Source organism: Kitasatospora sp. NPDC052868 (genome assembly GCF_044547105.1).
In the GTDB taxonomy this organism is placed as follows: domain Bacteria; phylum Actinomycetota; class Actinomycetes; order Streptomycetales; family Streptomycetaceae; genus Kitasatospora.
The window spans coordinates 350200-362218 of the sequence record NZ_JBITZW010000007.1; the positions used below are offsets into that span (position 1 = coordinate 350200).

Here is a 12019-nt window from a genome sequence, read left to right on the forward strand (position 1 = left end):
GGTGCCGAGGTCGTCGGGGGTCGAGCGGGGGCGCGGCCTCGTGACGGGGCCGGGGCGGTCGGTCACGGGTGCGGGCCGGAGCGCGGAGGTCGGGCCGGGCGGTAGGTCTCGACGACGAGTTCGACGGCGTGGCGCGGGCGGTCGTGGCCGCCGGGGGCGGGCAGGGCCTCCTCCAGGACGGCGCCGCCCGGGTGGCGGGTCAGCCATTTGGCGAGGCAGCGCAGGTGGAGGGCGTTGCCGAGGTCGAGGGCCTGCGGCTTGGGGGCGTTCAGCCGGGCGAGGAAGTCCTCGACCGGGCGTCCGGCGGGCGCGCCGGGCACGGGGTGCAGGAAGAGCCGGTCGGGCAGGTCGAGCAGGGCGCGCCAGCGGGCGGCGGTCGCGACCGGGACTTCCTGGTCGGCGGCGAGATCGGCGCGCAGGGCGTCGAGGACGGGGGCCGGCAGGTGCCATCGGCGGCGGGCGAGGACCAGGTGGCGGTGGCGCAGCCGCGGGGTGCGGACGACCTCGCCGCCCGGGGCCGGCACCGTACGGCGGGGCAGCAGCGGGCGGAAGTCGACCACGCCGCCCGGATGGTCGGCGAGCAGCGGGCCGATTCGCTGGGGCAGCATCACCGGCGCGAGGAAGCCGAGATAGAGGACGTCGAGGAGTTCGCCGGTGGCGCGCAGCCGCAGCCGCAGCTGGTCGCCGACCGGGTCGTGGACGAGGTCGAGGTCGTGCTCGGCTAGGGAGGTCCAGCGCCGGTCGGGGCCGATCTCGTCGGCCAGCAGCAGCGGGTGGAGGTTGGCGTTGAAGCCGCCGACGGGCCGGATCTGGGCGGCCCGGGCAGCGTCGCCCAGGCCGTGCCGGATCTGCCGGGTGACGGCGTCGGCGGCGCCCGGGTCGACGGAGTCCAGGAAGCGGCTGGTGAACCTGCCCCAGCCGCCGTAGACGTGGTTGACGCAGAGCAGTCCGTCGGCGTGGTCGCGCTGGACGAAGTAGGAGTAGCTGAGCGGGCGGGCGGCCGTCCAGTCGGGCAGCCGGGCGGCCAGGTCGCGGACCAGGTCGGCGGGCAGGATGATCTCGGGGCCGTCCGCGGCCGGGCCGGCGGCGGTGAACTCCTTCCGGAGGGAGGTGAGTTCCTCCCGTTCGCCGGTGCTGTGGGCGGGGTCGGCGGGTCGGCCGGCGTCCTCCCAAGCGGCGGCCAGCTCGGCGCCGAACTCCCAGGGGTGGGGGCAGCTTCCGCCGGGGCCGTAGCGGGCGACGAAGCGGTCGCGGGCGGCCCGGCGCATCAGGTGCCCGAGGTCGAACAGCTCGGCGAGCGCGGTGAGTTCGCCGAGCGCGGTGTGGTCGGCCTGGTCCAGGAGGGGGCGAGTGGGCAGCGGTGCGGGGGCGACGACGTCCTCGCTGAGCACGGTGAGCGGGGCGGCGTCGGCCGGGACGGGCCGGCCGCTGTCGGCGAGGAGCCGGTGCCAGCCGTCGCCGAGGGCGGTCAGCAGGGCCGGGCGCCGGTCGGCGTCGGTGGCGGCGAACCCTGCGGTGTCGTCGGCGAGTTGCTCGATCCGGTCGGCGAGGTCGGCGTCCTCGGGCCACTGGCGGAGCCAGTCGGCGAGCCGTCGGAGCGGGGCCTGGTCCTGCGGGTGGACGGGGTCGGAGGGCACCAGCAGCCCGGCCTCGGTCAGCCGGTCGACGAAGCCGGTGGCGGAGGGGTCGCCGGGCGGGCGGCCGAGCGCGGCGGCGAGCCGGTCGGCGAGCAGCGCGCAGGGCGCGGGGTCGGCGGTGAGGGCGGCGAGCACGTCCAGCGCCGCACGGGCGGGCAGTTCGACCTTCTCCTCGCGGACCACGAGGTGCCGGCCGCCGGCGAACAGCACCTGGCTGCGGGCGTAGTGGGCGCGGCCGTCGGCGACCCGGGCGGTGCTGGTCATCCGGTGGGGCAGCGCCCGGCGCCGGCGCGGCTCGGCGAGCAGGGCCTCGGTGAGCGCGCCGACCAGCGTCCGGTTCTCCCTGACCACCGGGCGCAGCGCCGGTCGGCCCGGTCCGGGGCACTCGGCGGTGGCGGCGGCCGTCGTCTCGGCAGCCCAGCCGACGGTGGTGAACCAGGAGAGCGGACTGGTCTTGGTGCTGGCCCGCAGGGCGTGCCGCAGCACGGCGGGCTCCTCCTTGCGCGCCCGGCGCCCGCCCTCGCCCCGGCCCGCGGTGGCCACGGCGCGCAGCAGGTCGGCGCTGGTGAGTGCGATGGCGCGGGTGAAGTCGGGTGAGCGGCAGAGCTCGGCGAGCGCGGCGCGTTCGGCGGCCAGGGCCGGCGGGGTGGCACCGGCCAGCTCGTCGAGCAGGCCGGCGCGGCGCTCCTGCAGGGCGAGCCACTCGGCGAGGCGGGGCACCCGGGCGGGGAGGTCGCCGAGCCGCGTCAGCAGGGCGGCGCCCGGCCGGCGCCCGTTGTACAGGGCGCGGCGCAGCGGCAGCACGACCTGGCGGTGGAACTCCTCGGTGTGCGCAGCGCGGCTGGCGAAGAGGTCGTCGCCCAGGGCGGGCCGCAGGGCGGCGTCCTCGGCCTCCACGGCGGTGAGCCGGTCCAGCAGGGCGCGGAGCGCGGCGGCGGCGGCCGACTGGGCGGGCAGGGGGAGCGCGGTGGTGCGGACCAGCGCGTACGGGGCGGTCCGGGCCGGCGGGACGCGCACCGGGGCGGCCGGCTGGGCGGGGTGCGGCATGCGGGGCTCCCGTCGGGCAGTGGAGCACGGCCGGTCCCACGGTGGGGACCGGCCGTGCGGGGACGCGCTGTGCCTGGAGGGCGTGCGGCGCTGCGCCGTCGCGCGACGCCGTGGCGGTCAGCCGATCGGGGTCAGGTCCCTCGGGGGCGAGGACTGCGCCCGGTCAAGCGCCCTGATGACCACCTGCTGTGACGGTACGTCAGATCTGGACGTCCGCGATGATGTTCTGCTGGGCACAGGAGGACGAGGCCTGGCAGGAGCAGGAGCCCCAGGAGGCGCCGTTCTCGGGCAGCGCGGCGGTGTCGCGCAGCGCGGTGACGGTGAGCTCGCTGAGGTCCAGGTCCTGCAGGTCGAAGCCCTGGTCTGCGGTGATGTCGGACATGGTGTACTCCCTTGGTAGGCAGTCGAGGCCGAGATGCGCCTGACGGGATGGATGGGTCGGGGCATGCCGGTAGTCCGGTGGAAGTGGCTCGGACCGGGGTTCCCGGCGGCCTGTCGGCGAGTCTAGGGCGGCCGGTTAGAGCCCCGGCAGAGCGGCTCGACAGATTGGCCGGTTGCCTCCGCAGCGCCCCGCAGCGCCGTTGCCACGGCCCCGGAGGGCGGACGGCCGGGGCTCCCGCCGCGCCGGGAACCCGCCGCCGTCGGCCTTGGGCTCGGTATGCCCCCAGGTCACGTACCGGCGCGGGGCGGCTCCCAAGGGCGTTGCGGGACGGGACGGTTGAGCCGTCCGGGGCCTGCGCCGCGGTTGCGCCGGCGGGGTAGGGCGGATCGCCCGGACGGCTCCGGGCGATAGGTAATCAGTCAGTCGGCAGCGGATCGCAAGCCGCCGTGCCCGACCGCCGTCCGGTCCGGGCCGCGGTCAGACGGGCAGCAGTCGGGTGATCAACTCGCCCAGCCGGCGGGCGTTGCGGCAGGAGTGCATCTCCACCACCTCCGCGTAGGCGGCCGCGGCGGAGTCGCCGGTACGCCACAGCGCGGGCGCCTCCGGGTTGAGCCAGTACACCCGGCGGGCCCGGCCGGCGACCGCGCGCAGCGCGGGCAGGTTCGGGTCCCGGTGGTTGTTGCGGGCGTCGCCGAGGATCAGCAGGCTGGTCCGCGGGCCGAGCGCGTCGAGGTGCCGCTCGGCGAACTCGCCCAGCGCCGAGCCGTAGTCGCTGTTGCCGTGGTAGCCCATCACCTTGGCTCCGGTGAGGATGGACCGGGCCAGCCGGGCCGGGTCCGCGCCGTCCTTCGTGACCAGGTCGGTCACCTCGGCGGTGCGGTTGACGAAGGCGAACACCCGGACCTTGCTGAACTGGTCGCTCATCGCCCGGACCAGCAGCATGGTGAAGTCGGCGAAACCGGCCACCGATCCGGAGACGTCGCACAGCAGCACGATCTCCGGCCGGGCGGGTCGGCGCCGCCGGTACGCGGGCCGCAGCGGTACCCCGCCGGTGGACAGCGAGCGACGCAGGGTGCGCCGCAGGTCGATCTGGCCGCGGGCGGCCCGGCGGCGGCGCGCGGCCAGCCGGGTGGCCAGCTTACGGGCCAACGGGTGGACGGTGCGGCGAAGTTCGGCGAGCTGGTCACGGCCCGCGGCGAGGAAGTCGATCCGGTCGGGGCTGGGGGCGATGGCCCGCTCGGCGATCCGCTCGGTGCCGCGCAGCTCGGCCACCCGGCGGCGGGCCTCGGTGCCGACCATCGTGCGGAACAGCTGGATCCGGCGGCGGATCTCGTCGGCGGCGAGGCGGTCGGTGAAGTCCGGGGCGGCCCCCTCGCGCAGCGCCGCCAGGACGCGGGCGAGCAGGGTCTCGGGCGCGAGGCGGCCCAGGGTCTGGTGGGCGGACCAGCCGTCCGAGGTCGGCGTGGAGCCGGAGCCGTACCGCCCGAAGGCCGCCACCGCCTCGCCGGCCAGCCGGGCCAGCGCGGCCCGGTCGTCGGCGGCGAGGGCGTCGGCGATCCGCTCGCGCAGGTCCTCGCGCGCATCGCGGGGCGCGGCGCCGTGCTCCGGCTCGCCCTGGCGCGGCCCGCCCGGCGCCGGGTCGACCCGGGCGGACTCCGGGTCGCCGACGCCGAGCGGGAAGAACAGGTCGAAGGTGGCGTCGAACACCGCGCGCTGGCCCTCGCCGCGCAGCAGCGCCGCGCCGAGCCCCGCACGCATCTGCTCCCGGTCGGCCAGCCCGAGCACGTCGAGCACGGCCGCCGCGTCGACGGTCTCGGCAGGCCCGATCCGCAGGCCGTGCCCGCGCAGCGCCCGGACGAAGCCGGTCAGCCGGGCGGGGGTGCCGCCCGTCGCTCCTGCGGCGGCGCCCGTCGTTCCTCCGGTGGGGGCCGGGCTCATGCCGGGGTGAGCTTCTGGGCGGCCTGGAGGACGTCGTCCTGGTGCTTGAGGATCACCCCGAGGCTGGCCCGCACCACCGCCTCGTCCAGGGTGTCGGCGCCGAGTGCGAGCAGGGTGCGGGCCCAGTCGATGGTCTCCGCCACCGACGGCGCCTTGCGCAGCTCCATCGCCCGCAGCGCGCCGACCACCCGGACGAGCGACTCGGCCAGGGCGGCGTCCAGGCCGGGCACCTTGAGGCGGACGATCCGCTGCTCCAGCTCGGCGTCCGGGTAGTCCAGATGGAGGAACAGGCAGCGCCGGCGCAGGGCCTCGGACAGCTCGCGGGTGGCGTTGGAGGTGAGCAGGACGAAGGGGCGGCGGGTCGCGCTGATGGTGCCCAGCTCCGGGACGGTGACCTGGAAGTCGCTGAGCACCTCCAGCAGCAGGGCCTCCATCTCGACGTCGGCCTTGTCGATCTCGTCGATCAGCAGCACGGTCGGCTCGTCGCCGCGGATCGCGGTCAGCAGCGGGCGGGTGAGCAGGAACTCCTCGCCGAAGATGTCGGTGCGGGCCCGGTCCCAGTCCTCGTCCCGGCCGGCGGTGATCCGCAGCAGCTGCTTGGCGTGGTTCCACTCGTAGAGCGCGCGGGCCTCGTCGATGCCCTCGTAGCACTGCAGCCGTACCAACCGGGCGGCGCCGATCGCGGCCACCGCCTTGGCCAGTTCGGTCTTGCCGACGCCGGCCGGGCCCTCGACCAGCAGCGGCTTGCCCAGCCGGTCGGCCAGGAACACGGTGGTGGCCACCGCCGTGGACGCCAGGTATCCCTCCTCGGCCAGCTTCGCCGCCGCGTCCTCGACCGACTCGAAGAATCCCGTCCCGTCGCCCATCAGCCCTCAACTCCCCGTCGCGGTGTCCGTCCGCAGCACCCTACCGGCGAGTCACATCGCTGTCCCGGGGGGGCGGGGCGGCCGGGGCCGGGGCGTCCGAGGCGGTGCTCGGCCCGGGGCGGTGCTCGGCCCGGGGCGTTCGCGCGCGGCAGGGCGCACGCCCGCCGGGGGTGCCGGGGGCGTGCGCCCGAACCAGGACCGGGCGGTCCGGTCAGTTGACGTAGATGTGCGGGTTGCCCGCGACGGAGGTGTCCAGCACGGGCCCGTAGGTGGCGGTGAAGTACCCGGCGGCGAAGCAGGTGCTCGGGCCGGAGAACTTGTTGAACACCTGGGAGGCGAAGCCGATGGTCTGGGCGGTGTTGCTGGTGGTGCCGGAGATGCTCCCGGGTGCGCGGTAGACGCAGGTGATGGTGCCGAGGATGGTCTTCAGCACGACCGTGGTCTGCAGCGGCCCGGCGGTCGGGCTGAGCGTCACCGGGCTGCCCGCGCTGTCGCTGACGGCGTTGGTGAACGGCAGGTTGTTGACGGTGACGCTCTGCACGCTCGTCACACCGATGACGTTGGCGGTGCAGGAGCCGAAGGTGTGGCTGTTGAGCTGCTCGACGGCGACGCCCGGCGCGGCCGGGTTCGAGGTGACGGTGGCGGAGAAGGAGGAGACGGCGCACTTGATGCCGCTCGTCCCGGTCGCGCTGGAGTAGAAGGCGGCGTAGCTGCCCGGGACGAGGTCGGCGGTCAGCACGTCGCCGACGGCGGCGGCGGTCCCGCCGGGGGCGCCGTAGGTGAGGACGGCGGGGGCGGCGGCCTGGGCGGGGGTGACGGCGGCGGTGGCCAGGGCAAGGGCGGCGAGGGCCGCGGTGCCGAGGGTGCGGCGGATGCGCATGAGGGGGTGCCTCTCTCCGTGGGGAGCCGGGTGGGGGTCCCGTGGACCGGGCCCGCGGCATCGGCCGGCCGGGCGGGTGACGGGTGTGGAACGAGGCGTACGCGACTCGGCGGGCCCGGCGCCACGGGCCCGCCCGTACGGCGGCAAACGGGGTGCGGTAGGTGCTGCTGTGCGCCGGGTGCGGAAGGTGCAGAGGGCGCGGGGAGTGCGGTGAGGTGCAGTGGGGTGCACGTCGACGGCTGCCACCGCCGGGCATGCGTTCGCCATACTGGACAGCCGGAACGCGTGGAGGTTTCCGGAGGGCCGATGCCACCGGATTGGAAACCTGCGAGTGTTGTAAACCAGCCCTTGCCTCAATGTCAATACAGTGCACAGGAGTTGGCGATGGATCCGAACCCCGTCCAGAGCGCCGAGGCGCTGCTGCTGCCCGGCGCGAGAACCGGCCGCGACCCGGCCCGCTCGATCAAGCGCGGCCCGAGCCGGCTGCCGCCCGACGTGGTCGCCGCCACCCAACGGGAGCGCCTGCTCGACGGGTTGGTGCACACGGTGGCCGAACACGGATACCAGCACGCCACGGTGAGCGACATCTGCCGGGCGGCTGGCGTCACCAGGCCGGTCTTCTACGAGCTGTTCAGCGGCAAGGAGGATGCCTTTCTGGCCGCCCACCGGCACGGCACCGGCGTGGTGATCCGCCGGATGGCGGCGGCCTTCGCCGCCGCACCGGACTGGTGCACCGGCATCCGCGAAGCGCTGCGCTCGATGCTCGACCTGCTGGCCGTCGTCCCGGCCTTCGCCACCATGGCGGTGATCGAGATCGAGGCGGTCGGGCCGGCCGGGCGCCGCGAACGGGAGCAACTGCTCACCCGCTTCCGGGCGTTCTTCGCCGAGGTGCCCGCTCCGCCCGGCGGGGTGGCGGCGCAGGCACTGGTGGACTCGGTGGTCGGCGGCGTCTACGCCACCCTCTACCGCTGCGTCGACGGTCGGCGGACGGCCGAACTGCCCGATCTGCTCCCCGTGCTGAGCCTGTTCTGCCTGGCGCCGTTCCTCGGCCCGGCGGAGGCCGCCCGACGGCTGGCGCCACCGGCCCCAACGGGCTTGCCGGGTAAGGACGATGATCCTTCGTGCACCCGTATTGACCCGTCGGATACCGGGCAGTAGCTTCCTGAATATCCACCTGTGGTCCGACCGGCCCGCCCCGCTGCCGAGGGGCGGTCGCACCGGTCGGGCCGCAGGACGCTGTCCGCGCCAGGACAACGTGCCAGTACGTGCCCGTCCCCACCACCCGAGGGAGCACCTATGGCCACGTCCGATGACGCAGCCCCCACGTCCGAGGGCGACGTTTCGCCCGCCTCGCCCGCTTCACCCGCCCACGCCCGGGGGCGGGTCAGGTTGCGGCGCACCGCGCTGATGGCCGTCCCGGCCCTCGCCGCCGGCGCCGTCCTGATGACCCTCACCGCACAGGGCGTCATAGGCGCCCAGTTCGCGATCTCGGGAATGCCGTTCACCGTCACCGCCGACAGCCTCGACGGCGTCGGCTTCGAGCAGTTCGGCAGCCTCGACCACATGATCGAGGGCAGCCCGAACGAGGGGGACACCGGCGGACAGGTCCTCGTCGCCGTCTCCGCCATCAAGCAGGCCTCGCTGACCAAGCTCTGCCAGAGCGTCGACCTCGGCGGCATCAACCTGCTGATCAGGGCCGGTGACGCGGGCACCCCGGTGACCGCCACCGACCTCACCACCGACTCCGACGTCTTCACCGGTGACGCCGCCTTCACCAACATCGAGATCGGCGGCGACGCCAGCACCTACACCAAGGCCGGCGTCCAGGGCCTGCCCGGGGTGTTCGGGCAGCAGGCCGACACCGTCGTCGTCCGCAACCTGCGGCAGCACAACTACGCCACCACCGCGGGCACGTTCAAACTGCCCAACCTGCGGCTGAGTTTCAGCAGCGAGGGCTGCTGACGGTGGCCGAACCCGTACCCGACGCGGAGGCCGCCCCGGTGGCCGAGCCGACCCCCGGCCCGACCGTACTCGGCCGCTGGCGCGGCTGGCGCGGCCGACGCCCCTTCTGGGGAGGCCTGTTGGTACTGCTGGGCGGCGCGGAGATCCTCTTCACCCTGCGGGCCCCGCTGCCCGTCGTCCTGCACATCGGGATGCAGGGGCTGGCCGGCTACCTGGTACCGGCCGTGATGACGATCTGCGGGGTGCTGATCCTCTTCAACCCCGCCCAGCGGCTGTTCTACTCGATCCTCGCCGTGCTGGGCTCGCTGGGCAGCTGGGTCACCTCCAACCTGGGCGGCTTCCTGCTCGGGATGATCCTCGGCGTCCTCGGCAGCTGCCTCACCTTCGGGTGGCTGCCCGACCAGCCCCCGCGCCGCCGGTGGCTGCGCGACCGCGCAGCCCGGACCAAGGCGGGCCCGGCCAGGGCGTGAACGGGCCGGGCCACGAAAGCGGCGCCCCGCCCCCGGTGATGGGAGAGCACCGGGGCCGGGGCGCCGTGACCGACGTCCGACGATCTGACGCCGCAGGGCGTCAGATCGTCGAGGCGTCGATCACGAAGCGGTAGCGCACGTCGCCGGACAGGACCCGCTGGTACGCCTCGTTGATCCGGTCGGCGGTGATCAGCTCGATCTCGGCGCCGATCCCGTGGGCCGCGCAGAAGTCCAGCATCTCCTGGGTCTCCGGCAGGCCGCCGATCATCGAACCGGCCAGCGACCTGCGGCCGGTGAGCAGCGCGTGGGCGTTCACCGAGACCGGCTTCGACGGGGCGCCGACCTGGACCATCGTCCCGCCGGTCCGCAGCAGGCCGAGGTAGGCGCTCAGGTCGAGATCGGCGGAGACGGTGTTGACGATCAGGTCGAAGGTGCCGGCCAGTTCGGTGAAGGTGGCCGGGTCGGAGGTGGCGCGGTAGTGGTGCCCGCCCAGCCGCAGGCCGTCCTCCCGCTTGCGCAGCGACTGGCTGAGCACGGTGACCTCGGCGCCCTTGGCGCGGGCGATCTTCACCCCCATGTGGCCGAGCCCGCCGAGGCCGACGATCGCGACCTTCCGGCCCGGGCCGGCCTCCCAGTGGGTGAGCGGCGAGTACATGGTGATCCCGGCGCAGAGCAGCGGCGCCGCGACGTCCAGCGCCAGCGCGTCGGGGATGCGCAGCGCGTACTCCTCGTCCACCACCAGCTGTGCGGAGTAGCCGCCGTGGGTGGGCGCGCCGTCGCGGCCGACGCCGTTGTAGGTGTACACCATCCCGGTGCAGTAGTTCTGCAGCCCGGCCCGGCAGTTGTCGCACTCGCGGCAGGAGTCGACGAAGCAGCCGACCCCGACCCGGTCGCCCACCGCCCAGCGGGTCACGCCCGGGCCGACCTCGGCGACCACGCCGGCGATCTCGTGGCCGGGCACCATCGGGAAGATGCCGTCGCCCCAGTCCTCGTCGACCTGGTGGATGTCGGAGTGGCAGATGCCCGTGTACCGGACGTCGATCAGGATGTCGTGCTCGCGCAGCGCCCGGCGGGTGATGACGGTGCGCTCCAGCGGGGCCTTCGGCACGGGGGCCGCGTACGCGGCGACGGTCCGCGCACCGGTCGTGTCCGCCGAACCGGCCGTGCCCGTCGCGCCGGTGGTGCCCGTCGTGCCGGTGGTGCTCGTCGTGCTCGCAGCGATCGTGCTGCTCGTGGTGGTCGTGTTCGTCATGTGCTCAAGGCTGCGCCGGTCGGGACGGCCCAACCAGACCAGGGATCAACGTACGCAGCACGTCCGTACCAGGCGCCCGCGTACGTCCGCCGTGCGTACCACCGCTGGTATCACCCTCGCCCGGACGACCGCCCGCATACTGCTGGGATGGACCAGCGCACCGAACTCAGCGAGTTCCTCCGTTCCCGTCGCGCCCGGCTGCGGCCCGAGGACGTGGGCCTGCCCGACCTCGGCGGCCGCCGCAGGGTGCCCGGACTGCGCCGCGAGGAGCTCGCCATGCTGGCCGGAGTCAGCACCGCGTACTACACCCGCCTCGAACAGGGCCACGGCGAGAGCGTCTCGGCCGCCGTCCTGGACGCGATCTCCCGGGTCCTGCGGCTCACCCCCGCCGAGCGCGAGCACCTCGACCGGATCACCAAGCCCGCCCGGCGCCGGCCGGCCCGCGCCGCCGCCCGCCCGCAGCGGGTCCGGCCGGCCCTCCAGCAACTGCTCGACGCGATGGAGGGCGTGCCCGCGTACGTGCTCGGGCGGCGGCTGGACATCATCGGCTGGAACCGGCTCGGCAACGCGCTGGGCGGCGACTTCTCCGCGATGCCGGCCGAGCAGCGCAACATGGCCTGGCACGTCTTCCTCGACCCGGCGGCGCACGAGCTGTACACCGACTGGGAGGGCAAGGCCACCGACGTGGTCGGCATCCTGCGGCTGGACGCCGGACGCGACCCGGACGACCCCCGGCTGGCCTCGCTGATCGGTGAACTCTCCCTGAAGAGCGAGGACTTCAGGAGGCTCTGGGCCGCCCACGACATCCGGGACAAGGGGCACGGCACCAAGGAGCTGCACCACCCGGTGGTCGGCCGGCTGACCCTGCAGTACGAGACGCTGCGCCCGGCGGGCGACCTCGACCAGGTCCTGGTGACGTACCACGCGGAGCCGGGTTCGACCTCGGCCGAGTCGCTGCGGCTGCTGGCGAGCTGGGCCGCGACCGCCGCGACCGGCGCGACCGCCGCGACCGGCGGGCCGGGCGGGCCGGGCGGGCCCGGCGACCGGGGCCAGGCCGCCGAATCCGCGACGGACCACTCCCCGCAGAGCGGGCCGTCCGCAGCGGGCTCGGCACGATAGGGGTCGACAGCCGGCCGGTAGGGGGGCCACCCCCGTCACGCGGCCGATTCCGCCGGTTCGGGTGGCGGCAACGGTAGGTTGGACGGGAGCCAATACATGGTTGGACGTCGGCCAATGCATCCGATTGCCCGAGGTCCGGTAGGGATTCGGCCGGTGCCGCCAGGCATAGGGGGCCGAATTCGTTGCATCCCTCCGGCGGCCCCGGATAGGCTCCGGACCAGCCCGGTGATTGGGCGAATAGCACGGGTTCCGGTCGCGGGGGTCCGCTGTTACGGGGTGAGCCGCGATATCCGTCGTGCCAGTTGCCGGGGGCCACAGTGAGTTTCTCGATTTTCGCTTAGCAGGTCCCGGTCTTCCCGGGTCGGTGGCACCACCGGGCTCCTTCCGGCCTGCCGAAAACTCCTCGCAAGGCGCTCAGAAAAAGGGTGCTCGGAAAAAGGGCGCTCGAAACAGGAGTGCTTCGAAG

Annotated in this window: 10 protein-coding genes; 4 read left to right on the plus strand and 6 right to left on the minus strand. The window is 74.6% G+C overall.

The window, feature by feature from the left end; all coding sequences use genetic code 11:
• Nucleotides 1-62: 62 nt before the first annotated feature.
• From ACIGZJ_RS15250 to ACIGZJ_RS15270, 5 genes are all read right to left on the minus strand, one after another.
• Entirely contained in the window at nucleotides 63-2684 is a 2622-nt protein-coding gene (locus ACIGZJ_RS15250; RefSeq protein WP_396457631.1) for a lantibiotic dehydratase, read from the minus strand.
• Between the two features lie 199 nt (nucleotides 2685-2883).
• Nucleotides 2884-3066: a thiazolylpeptide-type bacteriocin gene (locus tag ACIGZJ_RS15255; protein WP_392932732.1), complete on the minus strand. Its 183-nt coding sequence runs from the start codon at nucleotides 3064-3066 to the stop codon at nucleotides 2884-2886.
• Between the two features lie 477 nt (nucleotides 3067-3543).
• Nucleotides 3544-5004: a VWA domain-containing protein gene (locus ACIGZJ_RS15260; RefSeq protein ID WP_396457632.1), complete on the minus strand. Its 1461-nt coding sequence runs from the start codon at nucleotides 5002-5004 to the stop codon at nucleotides 3544-3546.
• Nucleotides 5001-5870 carry an AAA family ATPase gene (locus tag ACIGZJ_RS15265; RefSeq protein WP_396457633.1) on the minus strand — a complete coding sequence of 290 codons (870 nt, stop codon included), beginning with the start codon at nucleotides 5868-5870 and terminating at the stop codon, nucleotides 5001-5003. Before ACIGZJ_RS15265 ends, ACIGZJ_RS15260 begins: the two co-directional genes overlap by 4 nt.
• A gap of 211 nt (nucleotides 5871-6081) precedes the next feature.
• Nucleotides 6082-6750: a Tat pathway signal sequence domain protein gene (locus ACIGZJ_RS15270; protein WP_396457634.1), complete on the minus strand. Its 669-nt coding sequence runs from the start codon at nucleotides 6748-6750 to the stop codon at nucleotides 6082-6084.
• Between the two features lie 384 nt (nucleotides 6751-7134).
• Between ACIGZJ_RS15270 and ACIGZJ_RS15275 the strand changes: the two genes are divergently transcribed.
• The 3 genes from ACIGZJ_RS15275 (at nucleotide 7135) to ACIGZJ_RS15285 (ending at nucleotide 9182) form a co-directional block, all read left to right on the plus strand.
• Nucleotides 7135-7908 carry a TetR/AcrR family transcriptional regulator gene (locus ACIGZJ_RS15275; RefSeq protein ID WP_396457635.1) on the plus strand — a complete coding sequence of 258 codons (774 nt, stop codon included), beginning with the start codon at nucleotides 7135-7137 and terminating at the stop codon, nucleotides 7906-7908.
• 138 nt (nucleotides 7909-8046) lie between these two features.
• Entirely contained in the window at nucleotides 8047-8712 is a 666-nt protein-coding gene (locus tag ACIGZJ_RS15280) for a DUF6230 family protein (RefSeq protein ID WP_396457636.1), read from the plus strand.
• Nucleotides 8713-8750: 38 nt separating this feature from the next.
• Nucleotides 8751-9182: a DUF6114 domain-containing protein gene (locus tag ACIGZJ_RS15285; RefSeq protein ID WP_396457672.1), complete on the plus strand. Its 432-nt coding sequence runs from the start codon at nucleotides 8751-8753 to the stop codon at nucleotides 9180-9182.
• 100 nt (nucleotides 9183-9282) lie between these two features.
• Here the strand turns inward: ACIGZJ_RS15285 and ACIGZJ_RS15290 are convergent, their stop codons facing one another.
• Entirely contained in the window at nucleotides 9283-10434 is a 1152-nt protein-coding gene (locus tag ACIGZJ_RS15290; RefSeq protein ID WP_396457637.1) for an NAD(P)-dependent alcohol dehydrogenase, read from the minus strand.
• 147 nt (nucleotides 10435-10581) lie between these two features.
• On the opposite strand from ACIGZJ_RS15290, the gene ACIGZJ_RS15295 reads away from it, so the two are divergent.
• Complete coding sequence (locus ACIGZJ_RS15295) at nucleotides 10582-11553, plus strand: helix-turn-helix domain-containing protein (protein WP_396457638.1); 972 nt, start codon at nucleotides 10582-10584, stop codon at nucleotides 11551-11553.
• The last annotated feature ends 466 nt before the right edge of the window (nucleotides 11554-12019 follow it).

Coding starts and splice junctions, on each gene's coding strand:
- ACIGZJ_RS15270 (WP_396457634.1), bottom strand. CDS start 6,750: ATGCGCATCCGCCGCACCCTCGGCACCGCGGCCCTCGCCGCCCTTGCC.
- ACIGZJ_RS15260 (WP_396457632.1), bottom strand. CDS start 5,004: ATGAGCCCGGCCCCCACCGGAGGAACGACGGGCGCCGCCGCAGGAGCG.
- ACIGZJ_RS15250 (WP_396457631.1), bottom strand. CDS start 2,684: ATGCCGCACCCCGCCCAGCCGGCCGCCCCGGTGCGCGTCCCGCCGGCC.
- ACIGZJ_RS15255 (WP_392932732.1), bottom strand. CDS start 3,066: ATGTCCGACATCACCGCAGACCAGGGCTTCGACCTGCAGGACCTGGAC.
- ACIGZJ_RS15265 (WP_396457633.1), bottom strand. CDS start 5,870: ATGGGCGACGGGACGGGATTCTTCGAGTCGGTCGAGGACGCGGCGGCG.
- ACIGZJ_RS15290 (WP_396457637.1), bottom strand. CDS start 10,434: ATGACGAACACGACCACCACGAGCAGCACGATCGCTGCGAGCACGACG.
- ACIGZJ_RS15280 (WP_396457636.1), top strand. CDS start 8,047: ATGGCCACGTCCGATGACGCAGCCCCCACGTCCGAGGGCGACGTTTCG.
- ACIGZJ_RS15275 (WP_396457635.1), top strand. CDS start 7,135: ATGGATCCGAACCCCGTCCAGAGCGCCGAGGCGCTGCTGCTGCCCGGC.
- ACIGZJ_RS15295 (WP_396457638.1), top strand. CDS start 10,582: ATGGACCAGCGCACCGAACTCAGCGAGTTCCTCCGTTCCCGTCGCGCC.